Annotated in this window: 17 protein-coding genes and 2 riboswitches (1 of these 19 running past the window's edge); of the genes, 4 read left to right on the top strand and 13 right to left on the bottom strand. The window is 44.9% G+C overall.

All coding sequences use genetic code 11. From position 1 onward, the window contains the following. The 11 genes from ptsG to ACOJQI_RS01675 all read right to left on the bottom strand — a co-directional run. Positions 1 to 1,963, bottom strand: the 5' portion of a protein-coding gene (ptsG, locus tag ACOJQI_RS01725) for a glucose-specific PTS transporter subunit IIBC (protein ID WP_421382943.1). 104 nt of this gene lie to the left of the window's left edge; 1,963 of the gene's 2,067 nt are visible here — the first part of the coding sequence; the start codon lies at positions 1,961 to 1,963; its stop codon lies off the left edge, out of view. A gap of 179 nt (positions 1,964 to 2,142) precedes the next feature. Continuing rightward, entirely contained in the window at positions 2,143 to 2,985 is an 843-nt protein-coding gene (gene glcT, locus ACOJQI_RS01720; protein WP_421382941.1) for a glucose PTS transporter transcription antiterminator GlcT, read from the bottom strand. 478 nt (positions 2,986 to 3,463) lie between these two features. Further along, complete coding sequence (locus ACOJQI_RS01715) at positions 3,464 to 4,798, bottom strand: NCS2 family permease (RefSeq protein ID WP_421382939.1); 1,335 nt, start codon at positions 4,796 to 4,798, stop codon at positions 3,464 to 3,466. 163 nt (positions 4,799 to 4,961) lie between these two features. After that, positions 4,962 to 5,063: riboswitch (purine riboswitch) on the bottom strand. Positions 5,064 to 5,155: 92 nt separating this feature from the next. Continuing rightward, entirely contained in the window at positions 5,156 to 6,709 is a 1,554-nt protein-coding gene (gene guaA / locus ACOJQI_RS01710) for a glutamine-hydrolyzing GMP synthase (protein ID WP_421382937.1), read from the bottom strand. Positions 6,710 to 6,841: 132 nt separating this feature from the next. Beyond that, positions 6,842 to 6,943: riboswitch (purine riboswitch) on the bottom strand. 41 nt (positions 6,944 to 6,984) lie between these two features. Next, positions 6,985 to 9,186 carry a transglutaminaseTgpA domain-containing protein gene (locus tag ACOJQI_RS01705; protein WP_421382935.1) on the bottom strand — a complete coding sequence of 734 codons (2,202 nt, stop codon included), beginning with the start codon at positions 9,184 to 9,186 and terminating at the stop codon, positions 6,985 to 6,987. Further along, on the bottom strand, positions 9,183 to 10,400 hold the full coding sequence (locus ACOJQI_RS01700) for a DUF58 domain-containing protein (protein ID WP_421382933.1): 1,218 nt from the start codon (positions 10,398 to 10,400) through the stop codon (positions 9,183 to 9,185). The genes ACOJQI_RS01705 and ACOJQI_RS01700 overlap by 4 nt, the downstream gene beginning before the upstream one ends. Next, positions 10,401 to 11,357 (bottom strand): AAA family ATPase, encoded by a 957-nt coding sequence (locus tag ACOJQI_RS01695; RefSeq protein ID WP_421382931.1) that lies wholly within the window; start codon positions 11,355 to 11,357, stop codon positions 10,401 to 10,403. Between the two features lie 789 nt (positions 11,358 to 12,146). Further along, the gene (locus ACOJQI_RS01690; protein WP_421385370.1) at positions 12,147 to 13,046 is read right to left on the bottom strand and encodes a nuclease-related domain-containing protein; all 900 of its coding nucleotides are present in this window, start codon (positions 13,044 to 13,046) and stop codon (positions 12,147 to 12,149) included. 112 nt (positions 13,047 to 13,158) lie between these two features. After that, on the bottom strand, positions 13,159 to 13,989 hold the full coding sequence (gene nadE, locus ACOJQI_RS01685; RefSeq protein ID WP_421382929.1) for an ammonia-dependent NAD(+) synthetase: 831 nt from the start codon (positions 13,987 to 13,989) through the stop codon (positions 13,159 to 13,161). Positions 13,990 to 14,073: 84 nt separating this feature from the next. Then, positions 14,074 to 15,546: a nicotinate phosphoribosyltransferase gene (locus ACOJQI_RS01680; protein WP_421382927.1), complete on the bottom strand. Its 1,473-nt coding sequence runs from the start codon at positions 15,544 to 15,546 to the stop codon at positions 14,074 to 14,076. Positions 15,547 to 15,709: 163 nt separating this feature from the next. Then, the gene (locus tag ACOJQI_RS01675) at positions 15,710 to 15,973 is read right to left on the bottom strand and encodes a hypothetical protein (protein ID WP_421382925.1); all 264 of its coding nucleotides are present in this window, start codon (positions 15,971 to 15,973) and stop codon (positions 15,710 to 15,712) included. 133 nt (positions 15,974 to 16,106) lie between these two features. On the opposite strand from ACOJQI_RS01675, the gene ACOJQI_RS01670 reads away from it, so the two are divergent. Further along, a complete protein-coding gene (locus ACOJQI_RS01670) occupies positions 16,107 to 16,475 on the top strand; it encodes a hypothetical protein (protein ID WP_421382923.1) in 369 nt (122 codons plus the stop codon). Positions 16,476 to 16,481: 6 nt separating this feature from the next. Here the strand turns inward: ACOJQI_RS01670 and ACOJQI_RS01665 are convergent, their stop codons facing one another. Both ACOJQI_RS01665 and ACOJQI_RS01660 read right to left on the bottom strand, forming a co-directional pair. Continuing rightward, positions 16,482 to 17,483, bottom strand: a complete 1,002-nt coding sequence (locus tag ACOJQI_RS01665) for an LLM class flavin-dependent oxidoreductase (protein WP_421382921.1) — start codon at positions 17,481 to 17,483, stop codon at positions 16,482 to 16,484. A 255-nt stretch (positions 17,484 to 17,738) separates the two neighbouring features. Continuing rightward, a complete protein-coding gene (locus ACOJQI_RS01660; protein WP_421382919.1) occupies positions 17,739 to 17,876 on the bottom strand; it encodes a hypothetical protein in 138 nt (45 codons plus the stop codon). 151 nt (positions 17,877 to 18,027) lie between these two features. Between ACOJQI_RS01660 and ACOJQI_RS01655 the strand changes: the two genes are divergently transcribed. The 3 genes from ACOJQI_RS01655 to ACOJQI_RS01645 are packed head-to-tail and all read left to right on the top strand — an operon-like array spanning position 18,028 to position 21,747. Then, positions 18,028 to 19,158: an endospore germination permease gene (locus tag ACOJQI_RS01655; RefSeq protein ID WP_421382917.1), complete on the top strand. Its 1,131-nt coding sequence runs from the start codon at positions 18,028 to 18,030 to the stop codon at positions 19,156 to 19,158. Continuing rightward, on the top strand, positions 19,124 to 20,572 hold the full coding sequence (locus ACOJQI_RS01650; RefSeq protein WP_421382915.1) for a spore germination protein: 1,449 nt from the start codon (positions 19,124 to 19,126) through the stop codon (positions 20,570 to 20,572). Before ACOJQI_RS01655 ends, ACOJQI_RS01650 begins: the two co-directional genes overlap by 35 nt. Further along, positions 20,569 to 21,747, top strand: a complete 1,179-nt coding sequence (locus ACOJQI_RS01645; protein ID WP_421382913.1) for a Ger(x)C family spore germination protein — start codon at positions 20,569 to 20,571, stop codon at positions 21,745 to 21,747. The genes ACOJQI_RS01650 and ACOJQI_RS01645 overlap by 4 nt, the downstream gene beginning before the upstream one ends. Positions 21,748 to 21,814 lie beyond the last annotated feature (67 nt).

Below are 21,814 nucleotides of genomic sequence, written 5' to 3'. Positions count from 1 at the left end.
TAGTAGAAGGAGCGTTATTTTTAATATAGTCCAGATCCACTTTTAGCAGCGGCTGTCCAGCTTCAACCTTGTCCCCTTCTTTAATCAGTGACTCAAAACCATTTCCTTCAAGTTTGACGGTATCGATACCAACATGGATCAGGATTTCTTTCCCGCCCTTTGATTCGATTCCGATGGCATGTTTGGTTGGGAAAACATTGACGATTTTTCCATCAACCGGAGAGACGATAAGGCCTTCAGACGGCAGGATGGCAAATCCATCTCCCATCATCTTTTGAGAGAAGACCTGATCAGGTACTTCTGATAAGTCTTTTATTTCACCTGTAATAGGAGAAACAAATTTCTCATTTGCGAATTCTTCTTCATTTTGTAACGCTTCAGGGTTTACCTCTTCGATTTGCTGTTCTACTTCCTCACTAGCATTTGTTTCAACTCTGCGAGGAGCTTTGCCCATCATGATATCTTTCATTTGAGATTTCAATGTATCTGACTTAGGTCCGAAGATTGCCTGGATGCTGTTCCCTACTTCAAGCACACCGGATGCTCCAAGTTTCTTCAGCCTGTTTTTATCGACTTGCTTTTCGTCATTAACTGAAACGCGAAGACGAGTGATACACGCGTCAAGGTGGGCGATGTTTTCTTTTCCACCCATGGCCTCAAGTACATCATGCGCCAGATCAGATCCTGTAGAAGGCGTTCCTTCTTCTTCATCATCTTCAACATCTTCACGGCCTGGGGTTGCCAGGTTGAATTTGCGGATGGCGAATCGGAAACCGAAGTAATAGATGACCGCAAAGACCAATCCAACCGGAATGACGAGCCACCAGTTTGTCTGCGGGTTGATGACACCAAATAAGATATAGTCAATCAAGCCACCGGAAAATGTCATACCGATTTTTACATCAAGCAGGTGCATTGTCATGAATGACAAACCTGCAAAGATGGCATGGATCCCGAAAAGGACCGGAGCTACGAACAGGAATGAGAACTCAAGGGGTTCTGTAATCCCTGTCAGGAAAGAAGTCAAAGCAGCAGATCCCATAATACCCGCTACGATTTTCTTTCTTTCAGGACGTGCTTCATGATAGATCGCCAACGCTGCTGCAGGAAGTCCGAACATCATGAACGGATACTTACCTGTCATGAACGTTCCTGCTGTCAGGTCCTGAACATTATCCTGGATCTGTTTCATGAAAATAGTCTGGTCACCACGCACCACTTCTCCAGCAGCAGTAGTGTAAGATCCAAACTCAAACCAGAATGGCGAATAGAAAATGTGGTGAAGGCCAAATGGAATCAACGAACGTTCAACCACACCGAAGATGAATGCGGCAATCGTTCTATTTTCACCAAGCATGAAATTAGAGAATGTATTCAGGCCGTGTTGAACCGGCGGCCAGATTAAAAGCATCAATAACCCGACTACTACCGCGGAAGCAGCTGTCGCAATCGGAACGAAACGCTTCCCTGCAAAGAATCCCAAGTACGATGCAAGTTCAATATTAAAGAAGCGATTGTACATATAAGCTGCAAGAATACCGATGATGATACCACCGAATACACCGGTTTGAAGTGTCGGAATCCCTAGTACATTGGCATATGCCATGTCAGCTTCAACATCAGCTGCAGTAATGCCCAATGCAGATCCCATCGTTGCATTCATGATCAGGTAACCAACTATGGCTGCAAGACCGGCGACACCTTCTCCTCCTGCCAGGCCTATGGCGACCCCTACGGCAAATAACAGCGCCAGGTTACTGAAGATGATGCCCCCGGCTTCTTTCATTACATTTGCTACCGTCGATACCCATCCTGCCTCAAGGAATGGGGCAATTTCCAGCAGGGTTGGATTGACAAGTGCAGATCCAAGGGCAAGCAGAATACCTGCCGCAGGAAGAATCGCAACTGGCAGCATCAACGCTTTACCTACTTTTTGCAAAACACCGAATGCTTTTTTAAACAAAGTGATAACCTCCCAAAATTCTTTTTTTATGGACAAAATAATAGCCGCAAACACAAAAAAGGCATGAGTAAAAGGAGACACTGATCGTGTATAAGGATAGACTTCCCCAAAATACACGAATCAATTATCTTCTTTACTCATGCCTGATCGTATCAGTAACACGTTAAAAGATAAGTTCATTATTTAACTTTATTCTGAATGCGCTGCAGATGCATTGTCAGGTAGACCACTTCCGCATCATCCACTGGTTTCTTCAGTGTTTGCTGCATTATTTTGATTAGTTTCCACGAGAGATTATAGCACAGCGGGTATTCTTCTTTCAATAGCAAAGCTATTTTTTCTGGTTCTTGAACACGTTCCTGCCTGAGCACACGCTCAATCGTATAGCGAAGATGGCGTACAAGCCTCATATAATGGACACTTTCCTTATCGATATCCACTTGCAGAGTATCCTCAATCGTTGAGGTCAGAGTTCCAATTAACTGCGAGTGCTGATTGACTTGCGAAAGGTCCTTATTCATCATGGCACTATGGATATGCAGCGCGATGAAGCCTATTTCACCTTCAGGCAGCTCAACATTTGTCTCTTCATTCAATAGGGCGACGACGTCTCTTGCGACTTCATATTCAAACGGGTATAAAGCTTTGGTCTCCATCAGGAACGGATTCCTAATCGCCATCCCTTTCATCAGGCGGTTGATCGCAAACAAGATATGATCAGTAAGCGCGACATGGATGTGTTCATTCAGAAAGGAGTTTGTTCTGTTCCGTATGAGCTCGATTGCCGAAATGATCGTTTCCAGCACATCTTCCTCAAGATAAGGCAGCAGCATTTTGTACTGCTCCTGTTCTTTCTCCCCTTTCAGCACAAACATTTTCTCTGCTAAATCATTTTCAATTAGGTCTCCCTTTTTCGCGTTAAAACCAATTCCTTTGCCGATCAGAACCACTTCTCCGTAACCTGCATGTTTAGCAATAAGAACATTGTTGTTCAGCGCTTTCTGTACTTCTATATGAACCATTTATGACTTCCCTCTTTTATCAGCTGAGACTTTTAGTATCCTCTGATTCTAACGAAAGCGCATACTTTTTTCAATGTAAAATGCTTCTATCTTACGGAGGTGTGCTTGGTGGTGTCATAAAAATCTTTGGCTGCTCCGATTCTGGGCCTTTCCGATTCCACAACCCCATAGAGCTCCTTTGACTACTCCGATTCCAACTCTCATCCAATTCCACAACCCCAGATCACCTATAACTTTGTTAACCAAAGGCTGTTTCGCAAAGTTTATCCTTTTTAAGTATATTAATCCGTTAATTCATAATCAGATTGGAGCGGAAGGTGAGTGACCTCCTGCGGGACTAGCGGGACAGGTGAGACCCCGCAGGCAAAGCCGAGGAGGCTCACCGCCCGCCCCGCGGAGTCACTCACCTGGAGCGGAAATCAACTATCTACGATTAAAACAAAAAAACAGCCCCTCAAAAAGAGAAGCTGTCTTAAAACTATATCAAGAAGATAAAATACAGAACAAAGATCACAAACAGAAGATACATGATTGGGTGGATTTCTTTCGTGCGTCCCTTCATGATCATCGTGATTGGATAGAAGATGAATCCAACCGCAATACCTGTTGCGATACTGTACGTCAACGGCATGGCGATGATGGTCAGGAATGCCGGTACCGCAATTTCAAAACGGTTCCAGTCGATTTTGCCGATGGCTGAAACCATCAGGACACCGACAATGATCAAAGCAGGTGCGGTTACTGGTGCTGTGATGACTTCAAGCAGCGGGAAGAAGAACAATGAGAGCAGGAACAAAACAGCCGTTACAACTGAAGCAAATCCCGATCTTGCACCCGCGGCAACCCCTGCAGAAGATTCAATGTATGAAGTGGTCGTTGATGTACCCAGTACAGCTCCGACTACCGTTGCACAAGAATCTGCAAAAAGCGCCTTGCCCGCTCTAGGAAGTTTGTTGTCTTTCATCAGGTTCGCCTGGTTGGCAACCGCCACCAAAGTACCTGCAGTGTCGAAGAAGTCAACGAACAAGAAAGTGAGTACGACTACAAGCATTTGAATCGTGAAAATACTTGATACATCATTGAAAAGCGGTTCAACCGCAGCTCCAAATGTCGGCTCAAGGCTCGGTACTGCTCCGACAATCTTTTCCGGAAGAGCGATCAAGCCGAAAATCATACCGGCGATGGCTGTAATCACCATTCCGAAGAAAATACCGCCCTTGGTGCCTCTTGTCATCAAGATGACCGTTACAAAGATTCCGAACACAGCCAGAAGGGTGTTCCCATCTGTCAAATCACCAAGGCCTACAAGCGTTGCATCGTTATTCGTGATGATGCCCGCATTCTGAAACCCTACAAATGTAATGAAAAGACCGATCCCTGCTCCTACTGCAAATTTCAATTCAGCCGGAATCGAGTTAATGATTTTTTCACGGAGACCCGTCAGCGTAAGGGCTATGAAAATCAAACCGGAAATCAATACGCCCGTTAAAGCAGCCTGCCATGTGATCCCCATCGTCAAAACGACAGTATAAGCGAAAAATGCGTTAAGCCCCATCCCCGGCGCCAAAGCAATTGGATATTTCGCTATCAATCCCATGATGAGGGAACCGATCGCCGCAGCCAAGGCAGTTGCAACGAATACAGCGCCATAATCCATTCTCATGCTGTCCGGAAGGTCCGGCACAGATTGCAAAGAAAGTGTAATCGGGTTGACAACCAAAATATAGGCCATAGATAAAAATGTTGTTAATCCGCCGATGAATTCACGGCTGTAGGTTGTACCAAGCTGGTCGAACTGGAAAAACTTTTTCATTTCCTTACCTCCTCTAAAAAATCCGCCGTCTATCACTGAGGTGTCCCGCCTGGACGCAAAAACGCCCTGAACAACCGTCGTTCAGGGCGTGACATACTGGTAAAGGAAAGTGAAAAACTAGTTTCATAGAAAAAATAATAGCATGAATCTGTATAGACTAGTCTTCATCAAACCATCACCTCGTAGTCAAGCCATTTACGGTAGCTCGGTAGAAACTGTTGGGCCTTATCCCCAAAATTATACGACGTAATGTTTCAGTTCTTATTAAGTTCACTGTTATTGTAACAAGTTGAACTCCACTAGTCAATACAAAACACGAACATTTTCGACAAATTATTTTTTAACGTTCGTAAAAAATTATTCCCATTCAATTGTTGCCGGCGGCTTGCTCGTAATATCATACACAACGCGGTTGATATGATCGACTTCATTGACAATCCTTGTGGAGATCAATTCCAATACATCCCACGGAATCCTTGCCCAGTCGGATGTCATGCCGTCGATGGACGTCACCGCCCTGATGCCGATTGTGTAATCATACGTACGGGCATCCCCCATGACACCGACACTGCGGATATCAGGCAGAACCGTGAAATACTGCCAGATGTCACGGTCAAGGCCGGCTTTTTTGATTTCCTCACGAAGGATATGGTCTGACTCTCTTACGATTTCAAGCTTCTCATCAGAAATCTCACCAAGTACGCGGATTCCAAGGCCGGGACCCGGGAACGGCTGGCGCCATACGATTTCATCAGGAATGCCGAGTTCTGTACCAAGTGCACGGACCTCATCTTTGAAAAGAGTATTCAGCGGTTCAATCAATTGGAACTGCATGTCTTCAGGGAGTCCGCCGACATTATGGTGAGACTTGATCGTCTGAGCCGTCGCAGTACCGCTCTCGATGATGTCCGTGTATAGAGTTCCCTGTGCAAGGTAGTCAATCCCTTGAAGCTTCGCTGCTTCGTCATCAAAAACATAGATGAATTCATTTCCGATGATTTTGCGTTTTTCCTCAGGATCTGAAACGCCTTTCAGTTTATTTAAGAAGCGGTCTTTCGCATCCACTTTGATCACGTTCATGTTGAAACCTTCAGAGAAAGTCTTCATAACGCCTTCTGCTTCATCTTTTCTCAGCAGGCCGTGGTCCACAAAGATACATGTAAGCTGGTCGCCGATCGCTTTGTGAATCAGAACAGCTACTACAGAAGAATCCACACCGCCGCTCAGTGCACATAGCACATTTTTGTCGCCAACTGTGTTACGGATTTTTTCCATCTCGATTTCGATGAAGTTTTCCATGGACCATTCATCTTTACAGCCGCAAACATCAAATACGAAGTTCTTCAGCATGTCATTTCCGTATTGGGAATGACGGACTTCAGGGTGGAACTGAACAGCGTAAAGTCCTCTTTCCTCATCACTCATTGAGGCAATCGGGCATGATGGGTTGATGGCATCCACTGTGAAACCTTCCGGAGCTTCCACAACCAAGTCTCCATGACTCATCCACACCACTTGCTCTTCAGGCAGGCTGCCAAAAAGCTTTGAAAAGTTCTGCACATTGATCTTAGCTTTTCCATACTCACGGTGCTTCGCTCTTTCCACTTTCCCGCCGAAGTGCATCGTCATCAATTGCATTCCGTAACAGATTCCCAAAACCGGAATATTCAAATCAAAAATTCTTTCATCGCAGCGGAAAGCATCTTCGCCATAGACACTATTCGGCCCGCCGGAGAAAATGATTCCGCTTGGATTCATTTCTTTGATTTCCTCAACTGTAATCGTGTGAGGGTGAAGCTCACTGTAGACACCAAATTCACGAATCCTTCTTGTGATCAACTGATTATACTGACTGCCGAAATCCAATACAACAATCATTTCCTGATTATGCAATTCCGTTTTTCCCGTCATCCTGTTCACCTCATCAAGTTATTTCGTTAATCTATTACTCTATACAGTTTGCCCGAAAAGTAAAAAAAACCAGAATCCAGCCTTTGTACAAAGGCAGAATTCTGGTTTTGATATACCTCGCTCATATCACATCAAAATGAATACTGCCTTCATAGTCAGATCATTTACGGTGATCCGGTAGAGACTTTCGAACCATATTATCGAGGATATATGAAGGTATGCAAACCGTATTTATATACATTTCGACATCATTTTATACTGAGTCAGGGCATTGGTCAACCTGTTGTCCTTTTAATTAAATTTTCCCACAATTCACGAAGCTGCTTCCAGTCATGCTCCGTAAGCTTTTGGCCGTATAACGTCCTTTCATATTTATCCGTCAAGGATGTCATTTCCCTCGTTCCAAAGAAAGAGTCAACATATCTGGAATAGGATCTCAGCGTCTGGCCGTCATCCATCTTCAATCCATAGCGCTTCAATTGCCTTAATAACGAGACATATGCTTGCGGGAAGGCCTCATCGTCATTTTTGAACTTGTAATACGGAACAATAAGGTAAGGCAGCCAGCGTCTTCTCACCCGGAATATTGAATAAGCAATCAATCCCAGGACAAGGACCGCCAGCAGGATCTTACCCCAGTTTTCCTCCGCAAAAGTAACGGCATCATCCCACAGTGCCTTGATGGAAAAGCTTGCAGAACCGGCACTTCCGGAATCTTCCTCTTCCGGTGTCATATCTTTCTCCGGTTTTTCCTGCTCGATTGGCGGAACCACTGTCTCTTCTGTTTCAGGCAGCTCATAGTCATAGTTGACGATTGAGCTGCCAGTAAAACCGACCGTCGGCTCAAACGGCACCCATCCTTCACCAGGGAAAAATACCTCCACCCAGGAATGGGCGTTATTATTGGTCACTTTATAGGTCTTATATTGGGTATCAATGGTTCTTTGATACTCCCCTTCTGTGTAACCCTTCGCCCATCTTGCCGGGATTCCCAGTGAGCGGACAAGGACAACCATCGATGTAGAAAAGTTATCACAGTAGCCCATCTGTGTTTCAAACAAGAACTGGTCGACGTAGTCCTGGCCTTCTTCCGGGACAGGAACATCGAACTGTTCATAGACAAAGTTTTCTTTCTCGAAGTACTCTTCGATTGCTTTTGCCTTTTGATACCAGTTTTCCTTGTCGGCCGTTATCGTCCGCGCCAGCTCGCCCACCCGTTCAGGGAGGTTTTCAGGAAGCTGGGTGTACCTTTCAAGAAAAGCTTGTGAGCCTTCAGGAAGTGTATCCGCAGAAGCGGATTCCAGCCCTTTCAAAGAATAAACCGGATTGGTATATTCGACAACGTACTCCTCAAGCTTAACTTCTTCCTCGCCCTGGAGGGTTGTGATTTTTTGCGTATCCGGACTGACGGAGAAATACCCATTTTCATTCCCTTGGAAAGTGTTGATTCCATAAGGATACACCACATGGGAATATTGCTCCTTCACTTTTACAACTTCGGAATCCGGTTCTTTTTCCGGATCCGGCTCTGTCAGGACAAGCGGAATTTCTTCTCCCGCATTAAAAGGAATACTCTGTTCTGTCTCTTCGCTGCCAGTCCTTTCCCAGCCGCTTCCGGTATAAATATCCTTACTTTCAATTCTCCAGTAGTGCTCCCTGACCACATCAGCGGTGAAGACCGTTTTCGGATCTCCCAGGAACGGCCCGCCCAGTTTGCTGTCATCTTCTCCATACCCAAGCTTCGATCCGCCGCTGCCATTGCCTTCATCAGCAAATGCCTTAAGATAAGGAACGGGATCCGGCCAGACAGGATCGATCTTCGGTGCCGCAAAGGCCAGGACAGAGCTTGCTCCAATCATCAGGACCAGTGGAATCATCCATCTTCCAGCCGCAAGCCTTGCCCCCTTCAGGCTTTCCTGGTCTTTCAAGCGGAGAAGGGCCAGCATTCCTAAGAGCAGGAATCCAAGAATGATGACACGTATGATGGCACCCTTGGCATCAAAAGAAGTAAATGTATCAAGCAGACTGATATAAATGATCGTCATGATATAAAATAAAAGCATCGTTTTTCTGACGGATAACCAGTAATGAATGAGATAAGTCATCAACCACAGCAGGATAAAAAATAACAGACTGCGGTACATGTCGGAAAGCATGGACCATTCCCTTCCGATCGTCAATCCGATATTATCCCAAAGATCTGCAATCATAGCCGCCACAGGATGCATGAACGTATCATCCGCATACAAGTGATACAGCGAATACACGATGAAAACCAGCTTTATGGCAAATGACAGGAATTTATTCCAATTCAAGTAGTAGAGGGTCATCGACAGAAGGATAAAAACCACGAAATACCCGAGATTCCCTGTATCCGTGATATCATTCAGCGGCCTTAACCACTCCCATAATAAAATGAACGCGAGTCCATATAGAAGGCCCCGCTGGAGATTCCTTTTTTGTGCTCCATCATTCATGCGTTCTTCACCTCCGAAAACGCAGAGCCGAATCCGCCTTCATAACTCACTTTCAGCCAGATTCCCCTGCCGGCTGCCATAGCCTTCAGGGCTTTCTCTTCAGTCGAAAGCTGTGCTCCTTTTTCTTTTATCAAAAAGATAACAACTGAGGAGTTACGCTTGGCATACGACCGCACAGTCGAGATCAGTTTTTTCGTAATAGAACCCGTGACAAACATAACCGTCGCTGACTGCTGGTAGTTGATCCCCTCTCCATGAAGGACTTTCGAGAGGTCAAACTTGCTGTCCGCTTTCACCTTCGCCAAATGGTGATAAAGCTGGCGCTGATGCTCTTCTCCGCCCCTGATCGGGAAGGAAATATGGTCTTCCCCGATAGAGAGAAGGCCTGCCTGGGCACCCCTTCTCATGACCGCTTTTAGTATCGAAGCAGTAAATGTAACCATTGGTTCAAACGCTTGAGAAGGTTCACGGTCCAGGACCACAAGCACGTCATGGGACTGTCTCTCTTCGAACTCTTTCGTCATCAATTCATTGGTACGGGCAAAAGACTTCCAGTGAATCCACGAGAATCGATCTCCCGGCTGATACTCCTTAACACCGGTAGCCATCGTCGTATCCTTCTGTATTTTCACATTGGAGGAAGCCATCCCCTGATCATAACGGCTTTCCAGCGGTCTGTAGACTACATCGACAAAAGCCGGGTAAACCAGCAGCGTGTTCGCACACGGTACGGTTACCTCTTTTTCAAATATGCCGAAAAAATCTCCCGTCTTTAACCGGACGGCGCTGAAATGATGCTCTCCGCGCGGCAGTTCTTCTATAACATATTTCAAATGGATTTCCCTTCTGAAACCAGGATAGATAATCGATTTTGCCTTTTGAAATGATGATCTGTAAAAAATGGAAGGGGACACAATATCATCCGCCACGACATAAAAGAGCGGAAAAGGAAGTCTCCTTCTAATGATGAGTGACACTTCCATGGAGTCCCCTGCTTTGAAATCCGTCGATTTAAACGACCGTTCCACCTCAAAATCCGATAAAGGATAAATGGAAACGAGCAGAGAAAATAAGGCAAATGGAACGAAGCTGTAGAACAAGAACCAGCTGACGAATCCTCCTTGGAATAACGCGTAGACAAGCGTGACTGCCCACAAAACGATGAGCAGCAGGAGCTTGCCTATGGTTTTTAAAAGCTGTAACTTCTTCTTCATTTATCTCACAAGCCTTTGAACAGGCACCGGAATCCGCGTGATTACACGTTCCACCACTTCTTCAGCCGTAATGCCCTCATATTTTGCTTCTGATTTCAAAATGATACGGTGAGAAAACACAAATGGAGCCAAATATTGAACATCATCCGGAATGACATAATCCCTGCTGTTCAGGTAAGCATAGGCCTGGCACGCTCTCATCAATGCAATCGAACCACGCGGGCTGGCCCCCAGGTAAACCTGTGAATGAAGACGCGTTCTATGAGCGATATCCACGATATATTTTTTCAAGGTATCATCAACAATGACGTCCTTCACATCTTCCTGGATCATGCGCAGCTCTTCAAGGGTGATAACCGCTTCAAGGTCCTCGATTGGCGCCTTTTTCTGTGCACGAGTGAGGATTTCCATTTCTTCTTCCATTTCCGGATAGCCCATCTTCATTTTAAGAAGGAAACGATCCAGCTGCGCTTCCGGAAGCGGGTATGTTCCTTCATACTCGATCGGGTTCTGGGTCGCCATAACAAAAAACGGCTTATCCAGCTTGCGCGTCACCCCATCGATCGTTACACTGTGCTCCTCCATCCCCTCAAGCAATGCGGACTGAGTCTTCGGAGAGGTACGGTTGATTTCATCAGCCAGGATGATATTCCCCATGATCGGGCCCGGCCTGAAATGAAACTCACTGTCTTTCGGATTATATATAGAAACCCCGATTACATCTGAAGGAAGCAGGTCAGGCGTAAACTGGATACGCTTGAAAGATGCTCCCACCGACTTCGCGAGGGCACGGACCATCATCGTCTTCCCGACACCCGGAACGTCCTCAAGAAGCACGTGGCCGTTTGCCAGAAGTGCCACCAAACTCAATTCCGCGACCGTCCTTTTCCCGATCATTACCTTTTCAATATTCTCAATCACATGGTGCAACTTTGGATTCACTACATTTGTCGCCATTCTATTCCCTCCTGAGACTCTGACTGACATCTACCTGTCTAATTACTTATTACATTCTCTGGAAAAGTGAAAAACCCTCTAGAATATAAATAGAATTATTAGGTAATTTGTCAAATTTTATCTTTTATTCTTGAATATTCGTATACTCGTGTACTTGCCGGCTGCAAGATCTACCTGACTGACCGCCCCTCTATATCTATGACTTTTCGATGGTCTCAACAATCTGAATTTTCTGTTACAATTATATAACAAAAATTAGGATTTGAAAATTGGGTATTGGATGGCCTACATTCTAAATGCAGCTCTTACGTATTTTTACTCTACCCTTGTATCTAGTTGTCCGGTGCGAATACACTTCTCCTCATTTTTGAGAGCACTCTTGTACTTAGATTCTTTTTCTAAATACATATCTAATCCCGATCTTTGTAACTCTTGTATCTAGTATTCCTATCCAGATACACATCTCCTCATTTTCCACAGCACTCTTGTACTTAGATTCTGGTTCTAAATACATATCTAACCCTCATCTTTGTAACTTTTGTATCTAGTATTCCTATCCAGATACACATCTCCTCATTTTCCTCAGCACTCTTGTACTTAGATTCTTTTTCTAAGTACATATCTAACCCCGATCTTTGTAACTCTTGTATCTAGTATTCTTATCCAGATACACATCTCCTCATTTTCCACAGCACTCTTGTACTTAGATTCTGGTTCTAAATACATATCTAACCCTCATCTTTGTAACTCTTGTATCTAGTATTCTTATCCAGAGTCTAACTTTCTTTATTAGTAATAATGGGACGCCGCACTGCGTCCCTTATGCTTAAAATTTTTCTTTAGAATCGTTCGTATAGTTCTTTTATCTCTAAATATTCCACACCAATCAAACACTTGATTAGTAGTTAAATGCCTTGTTGGAAATAATACTTTGAATTCTTTTATGCTTCTCAATACAGCTGTAGTAGTCTCCTCCTTATAGTCACATCCATCACAATAAAATGTCGTATAGATTGGAGAGTTATAGAACTTCTGGCACCCCGGACAAACAATCCCCTTCCGAAGCCCGTCATACGTATAATCCGGCACACTGCTATAAGGAATTTCCTCTATCAAAATAGACAATAACCTCTCTGCAATTTGGATTTCAAAACGGGTCGGTTTCGAGCACCGCTGCAACATTTTTTCTCTGAATCGAAGTAATTGTGCTGGATAAATGATCGGTAAATGTGAAGGTACATTATAAAGATGAAACTCGGGGTTAACAAACACAAGGTGAGGTTCCACTTTCACTCGCCAGCCCATATTTTTCAGAAGCTGGTTCATGAGGGTTTCTGCTTTTTCGAGCTGGAGGAGGGGGTTTTTGACGATATTTCCTTTTGGCGAGCGCCATTTGCCTTCTTTGTCGATGGTATAGTCGCCTTCAAGGTTTTTTACTTCGAAGATATGGAGGGTTCCGGCGGAGATTCCGAGGGAGTCGTTTTGGAAGTGGTTGTTGTTTACACTGAGGTTGACATCGTTTAGAAAAATCATGTCCTTAAGCGGTTCTGCCCACTTATCGAAGGAGATTTCCCCTTCATATCCTTTTTCTTTGTACTGATAGTAGCTTTCTTCTTCTTCGTTAAAATTCATTCTCGACCGCAGTATCCTCAGTATTTGCAGCTCCTTTGGCACATCACGCTCTTTCATGATCAATCGGCAACACTCCTTTTCAAATATATGTAAATTTTACACAAAACGCCGTGCAGATTCCACAATAAAAACCGGCAAGGAGCTCAAGCTCCCTGCCGGCCAAACTATATTATTCTTTCCACCAGTCATCAAATACGGTGATTGGCAGTTCACGTTTGTGTCTGGATTTCAAGTAGTGCCCTTCGATCGTTTTCGCAGCATCGGCGGATACTTCCTTGCCTTCCAGGAAGTCATCGATTTGTTCATAAGTGACACCCAGTGCCTCTTCATCCGGAATCATCGGCCTGTCGTCTTCAAGGTCGGCCGTCGGCACTTTCGTGTATAGATGTTCAGGGGCTCCAAGTTCTTTCAGAAGGGCTCTTCCCTGGCGCTTGTTCAGGCGGAAGATCGGCACAAGGTCGGCCGCTCCGTCACCGTGCTTCGTATAGAAGCCGGTTACTGCTTCTGCGGAGTGGTCGGTTCCGAGAACAACGCCTTTGTTCATTGCCGCCATGCTGTATTGGACCTTCATGCGTTCGCGCGCTTTTTCATTTCCTTTTGTGAAATCGGAAAGTTCGACTCCCGCTTCTTTCATGGCCGCCGCACTGGCATCCACCGCGCCTTTGATGTTGACCGTATAGGATTTGCTCGGCTGGATGAACTCGACGGCATCCAGGGCATCCTGTTCGTCATTCTGCTGTCCGTATGGGAGGCGGACTGCGATGAACTGGTATTCATCCGTTCCGTTCTCTTCGTTCAGTTCATCCACCGCTTTTTGGGCAAGCTTCCCGACAAGCGTGGAATCCTGTCCGCCGGAGATTCCCAATACAAGGCTTTTTAAAAAAGAATTTTTCTTTAAATAGTTTTTCATCAGGTCGACGCTTCGTCTGATTTCTTCCTTGACATCAATTTCCGGTTTTACTTGCATCTCTTCGACAATTTGTTTCTGCAAAGAATCCATCTTGTAATTTCACTCTCCTACCAGGAATTTTTAAAAAATATTCTATTATTATAATACCATTGGTTCAAACGCTACAAACATTCACTACCGGGCACTCTCCTGGTATTCCTGCACCTTCTGTTTGACTTCCTCGATATTGCGCATTTTGTTGTTCCAGCATTTTTCGCTCAAATCTACAGGGTAGTCCTCCGGGTTCATCAAGCGCTTATACTCATCCCACAGCACCTCGATGCCCTCACGGAAATAGTCACGGATCTCCTGCAGGGACGGCGTCTCATAGACCAGCTTGCCGTCTTTGAATATATCGGCATGAAGGTCCTTCGCTTCAAAATTGGTGACGAATTTGCTGATAAACGTGTGAACGGGATGGAACATCTTGATCCGATCCTGCTCCTGCGGGTTTTCCTCTTCCAGGGTGATGTAATCCCCTTCGGACTTCCCGCTTGTTTTATTGATGATCCTGTAGACATTTTTCAACCCTGGCGTCGAGACCTTCTCGGCATTGCTGGAAATCTTGATTGTATCAGTCATTTCCCCGTTCTCATTCTCGATCGACACCAGCTTGTATACCGCTCCGAGGGCAGGCTGGTCGTAACCCGTAATCAATTTTGTCCCGATTCCCCATGTGTCGATTTTCGCACCCTGGGCTTTCAGGTTCAGGATGGTATATTCATCAAGGTCATTTGAGGCCACAATTTTGGCATCAGGAAAGCCCGCTTCATCCAGCTGCTTCCTCGCTCTTTTCGAAAGATAGGCCATATCGCCGCTGTCCAGGCGAATCCCTTTGAAATTGATTTTGTCTCCCATCTCCTTGGCCACTTGAATGGCAGCCGGCACCCCGGATCGAAGCGTGTCATAGGTATCAACCAGGAAGACACAGTCCTTATGGGTTTCCGCATATTTTTTAAAAGAAATGTAATCATCGCGATAGGCCTGTACCATGGAATGGGCATGCGTCCCCGCAACAGGGATGCCAAACAGCTTTCCAGCTCGGACGTTGCTCGACGCATCGAAGCCTCCAATGAACGCAGCCCGGGTTCCCCAGATAGCAGCGTCCATCTCTTGGGCCCGCCTCGTACCAAACTCCATCACGACATCATTTTCGACGACCTCCCTGATCCGCGCCGCTTTCGTCGCAATCAAGGTTTGGAAGTTCACAATGTTCAAGAGGGCGGTTTCAAGAAGCTGGGCCTCCGCCAGAGGAGCCTCAACCCTGATCATCGGTTCATTTCCGAATGCAAGCTCCCCTTCTTTCATGGAACGGATGCTGCCTGTGAACCGCATTTCCTTCAGAAACTGCAGAAATTCTTCTTCATAACCGACCTCTTCCCGCAAGTATTCAATATCCGTTTCACTGAACTGAAAATTTTCGATAAAATGAATGACCCTTTCAAGACCGGCAAACACCGCATATCCGTTGCCAAAAGGAAGCTTCCGGAAAAACAGTTCGAATACCGCTTTTTTATCATGAATCCCATCTTCCCAATAGGTTTTCGCCATATTGATTTGATACAGGTCTGTATGTAGTGCCAGGCTGTCATCAGAATAGTTATACATCCTCGTTCACTCCTTCGAGTTGCGATTGGTCTTTATTCTATATAAATAGACTATTTTTATTATTTTAACCATAAATTGCGATTTTCACCGGAATGAGGATTCCCTCTTTTATAATCACCATGAAAAAACGCCAGCTGGAGATTTCAGCTGGCGTCACTCTCATCTAGACTAATAATCCGAACAGGGCTCCGGCGATTCCCAGAATCAGTGCAAGGATGAACCAGAGGATGGATAGGATCACAATTATCCAGCCCCATAGCTTTCTTCCTGTCACAATAAGATAAATCCCCAGTACGATGGCACCAAAAATAAGGCCGAGGATTCCCCAAACCCATGGGTTCTTGCCGCGCTTCCTCGCATCAACGAACAAGTAAATCGCGATGATTATATTAATGATAAAACTTAATGAAAATTCCAAGGTCTTCACTCCTTTTTATCTTTTCTACTTAGATTTCCCAAGGAACGAAATCCTAAACCCTTTTTACTGTTACCTAACAACCTCATAGTGAATATGATGATCACCAGCATAATGATTCGGCGGGATGGGGAGGGATTGTTCTGTGGCTGATTCTCAAAAGCAGGATGCTAAGGAAGAAATGATCTTAAAGATTGAAAAGCAGATAGCCGCTGCCCTCTGGGTCCAGTCCATTGCCCAAATCATTGAAGCCGTTCTTGTCCTCAAACTTTACTTGTTAAAAGAGGAATCAGAAGGAGAAACGAAGGTCGCCCTTGGGGTATGGACCCAAACCATCGGACAGATCATTGAAACAATAGGGGTGACCAAGCAGATCGGGGAGTTGGACCGCGAAATCCTCAAGGAAGCGCAAAGGATTTCGATCATCGGTGATATCCTCCAATCGGCCGGTGCCGCAATCGAGGTACTGGGCGGTAAACAGATCCTTGTGGAGGACGATGGCTTTATACCATAAAAAACTTCAAATAAGATTGAATTCCCTGGCAAGCAGTCTAATCACCTTTTTACGATTATCGATACCCGAGACGTTCGGGACAATCATGATTTCCTCCGTCTCAAAAGCTGCAGCTATTTTTTCTATCTCGGTTTTAACCTTTTCCGGTGTCCCGATAATCATCCTCCTGCGATTCTGCCTTACCTTCTGCTCCTCGCCGGCCGTGAACCCTCGTCTCTTTGCTGTTTCAATTGAGGGATAATAGGGCGGCTGGTTATCCGACTCCACAAAATACAACCAGAGATCGAAGGCTTTTGCCAATTCCTCTGCTTCCTCTTCCGTTTCCCCGACAACAGTGAAAAGCGAAATGATCGTTCGAGGGCTTTTCAAAACAGCAGAAGGCTGGAATTGCCGGCGGTAGTCCTCCACAATATTTATCCCCTTCATTCCCGGTTTGGCAAAGTGGGCAAATACATATCCTGTGCCTTGGGCCGCAGCAACGCGGGCACCCCTTTCACCTGTTCCGAGCATCCACATTTCAGGGACTGCCGGCACTTTTGGTGTGGCAATCAGGGACTGAAAGCGATGCTCATCCATCGTGTTATCTGTAAAATATTTTTTCAGGTCTGCAACCTGCTGTTCATAGGATTGTTTCTTGGTTTTACCCTCATTCAGGGCGTTATTGACAATCCGGTAGCTTGGGGACCTGCCAATCCCAAGATCGATTCGATTGGGATGGAGGGCTTCCATCATCCGAAAATTCTCCGCCACTTTATAGCTGCTGTAGTGGGGCAGCATGACACCGCCGGACCCAATCCGTATGTTGGATGTGGAGGATGCCAAGTGCATCATCAGCATTTCCGGACTGCTGTTGGCCACAGAGTCCACCATGTGATGTTCGGAAACCCAGAACCTCTTGTATCCAAGCGAATCTGCATGTCTTGCCAGCTCCGTTGTTTCCCAGAGCGCTTGATGCGCGTCCGCTCCTTCGTCGATCGGGGAGTAATCTAGTATGCTTAGTGAGATCATATGGGAACTCCTTTACGTGATGGTTAGTTATTGTTAGTTTGCCTACCATTATAAAGAAAATAAGGCTTCCGTTCATTTTGGAAGCCTCAAAACTTTTTGTAATTCAAATTGTCTTGTTCACACCTTTTGGGTGCCTGGCTCAAATCCGGCACTTTGAGCCAGGCTCAGGCCTTCCCTTTTGACCCTGGCAACCCCCAACCTTTTGTACATAAAAAAAGAAGGCCCCTCAAAAAGCAGCCCTCCTCCTTCATCCACTCATTCATCTTTTTCATCATAGGCAATCAAGACGATATTTTCATTCATTTCCTGCCTTAATTCATTTTCCAGTTGTGTAATTTTCGATAACTGATTTTCATCCAAGCTTGCAACAGGGAATTGTTCTTTCAAGCTCATTGTAATCCCCCTTTCGTTCTTGATAGTTCCATTCTGCCCGCGTTCAAAATATTTATGAGCGCTGCGGATTCGTTACTTTGGAAATGCGCTCATATATTGCCTTGTATAGGAAACAATACTACTTATCATATTCGGATTTGGTGGTTTTCCTATGAAGAGTTTAATTAAGATCTTGATTCCGCGGCAGTTATTGCTGCTTCTTATTCTGACAACGGGTTTATTGAATCACGTGATTCTCATACCCAATCTCATGACAGCATCCGGAAGGGACAGCTGGGTCGGGGTGATTGCCGCCTTCCCCATTGCAGTCATCTTCCTTTACTTCATCTACTATGTTGTGAAAAACAGTCCACCAGAAGGCTTTTTCCCTTTAGTGAAGCGCCGATTAGGGAAGGTTGTGCACAGCCTTCTTTTCCTCCCTGTCCTTTTATTTCTATTTACGAGCTCGTTTGTCACGCTAAAGGATTTAATCATTTGGCTGAATGCTTATTTCCTGGCTGACTTTTCTCTCTTGGTGATCACCGTTGTGTTAACCATCTCCTGCTTGCTTGTCACCTTTTCAGGTGTAAAATATATGGCTATCGCGAGTGGATTGATTCTTCCTCTAGTTATGTTGTTCGGCTTTATGATAGCAGCAGTCAACACCAGTGTGAAGGAGCCCAGTTTATTATTCCCTATCATGAGCGAGGGGTGGGGGCCTGTGTTGAAAGGAGTATTCTATACTTTGTCAGGGATTCTCGAGATCTATATCGTCATTCTGCTCCAGCCCTTTGCCCAGGAAAAAATCAAGTTCAGGCAGCTGTTTATTTTACTGATTATTTTAACTGGTTTGATCCTGGGACCATTGACCGCTTCCATCATGGAATTTGGACCTGTAGAGTCAATGAATTACAGATATCCGGCTTATGAGCAGTGGCGAATCTTAAGCATAGGGTCATATATCAACCATTTAGATTTTTTTGTTCTGTATCAATGGCTGAGCGGTGCTCTCATCCGTGTTGGGCTATTCATGTATCTGCTTGGAGTGCTTTTCACTAAAAAATTAACGCATTACCGCTTGAAACCCTTGGTAGTCCTTAGTATCTATCTTCCTTTATTCGCAGCTGTCACTTTCATTAAATTGGAGCCCTATTATTTCACCAATTACATTTATACGTACTTTTTACCAGCATGCTTGATACTTTTCTCAAGTTATATCCTCTTATCAGCCTTGATTCTATATGTACTAAAGAAAAGGGATGAACAACATGATGAAAACATCGAATTCGACTCAGGTTCATAAAAAGCTCGACAAGTTAAAAGCTCGATTTCAAAAGAGCCAGGACCTTACCTTCGACCCTCATAAGACAGAAAATGTAAGCTTTGAAATTGCCTATTTTGAAAGTTTGATCAATCTTCAATACTTGGATCAGTATATACTCCCAAAACTGGATTACCACACAGAAAGGTCTGTAAAAGACACACTATTACTCCTGTTTCAAGCAGACGAGGTTAGTGATAAATCGATTGACGACTTATCCAATTTACTCTTTGAAGGCAGTATCTTCTTTCTTCTTGATTCTGCCATTTTAAGTATCCGGGGTGCAGACTTTCCTAAAAGGCAGCCTGAAGAATCTGCTCTGGAAACATCGATAAGAGGGCCAAAGGATGGGTTTGTTGAGGACCTGAAAACAAACATCTCGCTTATAAGGCGACGGCTGAATACGTCCTCCCTATGCTTGGAAAAATACACAATCGGCAGAAGAAGCAAAACAAAGGTTGCCCTCATGTATGTGGATGACGTCATAAATCCTGAGGTTGTAAATGAAATCCGCAAAAGATTGGAGAATATCGACCTTGATGTACTGACGAGTATTTATGACCTTGAAATGTATTTCCGCGACCGCAAATACTCTATTTTTCCAACAGTCGATTATACAGGGCGGCCTGATTTCATTGTCCAGGGACTGAACCAAGGCCGGTTTGCCATCCTGGTAGACGGAAATCCCACAGTTTCATTTGCACCGATCAATTTACTTTTACAAACGAAGTCGCCGGAGGATTCATATAATAACTTCGCTTCTGTATCAGTAGAGAGATTGATCCGTCTCTTTGGCCTTACGGTTGCAGGTTTCTTACCCGGAGTCTGGATTGCCTTTTCAGCATTTAATATCGAGCAGATTCCATACTTGCTGGTCGCAACCATTACCATTTCGAGATTCGGCCTCCCATTATCAGCCCCCATTGAAATGTTTGTGATCTTATTCCTGTTCGAGCTTTTTAATGAAGCCGGTGTCCGCCTGCCGAGAGCCATCGGTCAGACAGTCGCTGTTCTGGGAGGATTAATTGTAGGGGATGCCGCAATACGGGCCGGCTTGACATCCCCGACTATGCTGGTCGTTGCAGCCATTACTTATATATCATCCTTTACCTTGGTGAACCAATCTTTAAGCTCAGCCTTTACCATTATTCGATTTACCGTGCTTTTAATGAGTACACTTTTCGGGCTTTTCGGTGTAATTATTTCATATCTTCTCACAGTGCTGTATCTTTCATCGATCTCTTCATTTGGAAGCCCTTATACGGGATCTGTGGCACCTGTCAGTTATACCGAAGCAGTGAAATCGATTTTAAAGGCGCCCCGGCAATATTATAGATCCAGATCGACCCTGACAGCCCCAAAAGATCCGACAAGAGGCGGCGGTGATCAATCATGAAGCGTATGTCGGCACTCCTGGCTGTTCTCCTCTGCTGCCTCAGCATGGGAGGATGTTCCGGTTCAAAAAACATTCAAGATCTAACCTATATTGTGTCGATCGGCATGGACTATGATGATGAAAAAAAGGAATACAAAGTTTACCTCCAGGGGCTTAATTTCGCAAATGTTGCCAAGCAGGAAGGCGGCAAACCTACTGAGCCTGTCCCTATTTTCACAGCAACGGCAACGGGCGAAACTTTGAACCTAGCGGTAAGCAAGCTTTATAAAAAATCAGAGCCCCCTTTATTTTTCGGACATACGGTAACCCTGGTCCTAACCGAAAGTGTAGCTAAAGACAAATTTACAGAGGTCATAAGGGAAATCGGCCGGAACCGCTCTCTCAGACCCACTCTCAGGGTAGTCGTTTCAAAAGAAAAGCTGGAAGATGTGCTGAACACAAAAGCTTTATTTGACTACCCTGCAATTTACACTGTCCTTTTCAAAGGAAAGGCAAGTGAGCTCGCTCAGAATGAAATCCGGCCGGTGCTATTAATGAATTTCCTAAGAGATTTTTACGAACCGATGGGAGCTGCGAAAATACCCACTGTAAAAATTGACCAGGATTCATGGAAAGCTGACAAAGCATTCCCGGTTCTATACTTCGATGGGTATGCAGTGTTTCAGCAGGAGAAATTCAAGACAGAGCTTGCCTTTGAAGATGCCTTTCTGGCCAATTGGTTATTTGAGAAAAATGTCATGATGGACCATAAAGTGGAAAAGGACGGCCAGCTCATCGCTGCTGTGAAGCTGGGCTCTCCGAAGATCAAACTTCAATACGAGAAGGGAACGGACAAACCTAAGTTTTCTATCAGCCTGGCCATACAAGGAGATTTACTCGAGAAAATAAAAGATGTCCCCCTAAAAGAATTAGAAGAAATTATTAAGCAGGATTTCAAGGATAAGCTAAACTCCCTTTACCAAGTGGGGGTTGAGAACCAAATCGACATCCTGAATGCCGGTGAAAAATTTTACAGACGGCACCCCAAGAAATATAAGGACTTGAAGGTATCTAAGGAATTTTATTTAGATAAAAACTCTTTGACTGGTGTAAAGGTCGATGTGACACTTGTTCATTTTAATAGCTATAAGTATCAAACAGAGGATGAAGATGGAGTCAATTTGCGAGGCGGGTGACTAAGTTCAGACAGTCAGTTCTTCATAGCAATCAAAAAGAGGCTTTCCCATCCATCCGGGAAAGCCT

The sequence above is a fragment of the Bacillus salacetis genome (assembly GCF_049177075.1).
In the GTDB taxonomy this organism is placed as follows: domain Bacteria; phylum Bacillota; class Bacilli; order Bacillales; family Bacillaceae_B; genus Rossellomorea; species Rossellomorea salacetis_A.
This window is presented reverse-complemented; position numbering and strand designations above follow the sequence as displayed.

Excerpts from the sequence above, each read along its gene's own strand:
- glcT (WP_421382941.1), bottom strand. The coding sequence starts at position 2,985 with ATGGTTCATATAGAAGTACAGAAAGCGCTGAACAACAATGTTCTTATT.
- ACOJQI_RS01715 (WP_421382939.1), bottom strand. The coding sequence starts at position 4,798 with ATGAAAAAGTTTTTCCAGTTCGACCAGCTTGGTACAACCTACAGCCGT.
- guaA (WP_421382937.1), bottom strand. The coding sequence starts at position 6,709 with ATGACGGGAAAAACGGAATTGCATAATCAGGAAATGATTGTTGTATTG.
- ACOJQI_RS01705 (WP_421382935.1), bottom strand. The coding sequence starts at position 9,186 with ATGAATGATGGAGCACAAAAAAGGAATCTCCAGCGGGGCCTTCTATAT.
- ACOJQI_RS01700 (WP_421382933.1), bottom strand. The coding sequence starts at position 10,400 with ATGAAGAAGAAGTTACAGCTTTTAAAAACCATAGGCAAGCTCCTGCTG.
- ACOJQI_RS01695 (WP_421382931.1), bottom strand. The coding sequence starts at position 11,357 with ATGGCGACAAATGTAGTGAATCCAAAGTTGCACCATGTGATTGAGAAT.
- ACOJQI_RS01690 (WP_421385370.1), bottom strand. The coding sequence starts at position 13,046 with ATGAAAGAGCGTGATGTGCCAAAGGAGCTGCAAATACTGAGGATACTG.
- nadE (WP_421382929.1), bottom strand. The coding sequence starts at position 13,989 with ATGGATTCTTTGCAGAAACAAATTGTCGAAGAGATGCAAGTAAAACCG.
- ACOJQI_RS01680 (WP_421382927.1), bottom strand. The coding sequence starts at position 15,546 with ATGTATAACTATTCTGATGACAGCCTGGCACTACATACAGACCTGTAT.
- ACOJQI_RS01665 (WP_421382921.1), bottom strand. The coding sequence starts at position 17,483 with ATGATCTCACTAAGCATACTAGATTACTCCCCGATCGACGAAGGAGCG.
- ACOJQI_RS01660 (WP_421382919.1), bottom strand. The coding sequence starts at position 17,876 with ATGAGCTTGAAAGAACAATTCCCTGTTGCAAGCTTGGATGAAAATCAG.
- ACOJQI_RS01655 (WP_421382917.1), top strand. The coding sequence starts at position 18,028 with ATGAAGAGTTTAATTAAGATCTTGATTCCGCGGCAGTTATTGCTGCTT.
- ACOJQI_RS01650 (WP_421382915.1), top strand. The coding sequence starts at position 19,124 with ATGATGAAAACATCGAATTCGACTCAGGTTCATAAAAAGCTCGACAAG.
- ACOJQI_RS01645 (WP_421382913.1), top strand. The coding sequence starts at position 20,569 with ATGAAGCGTATGTCGGCACTCCTGGCTGTTCTCCTCTGCTGCCTCAGC.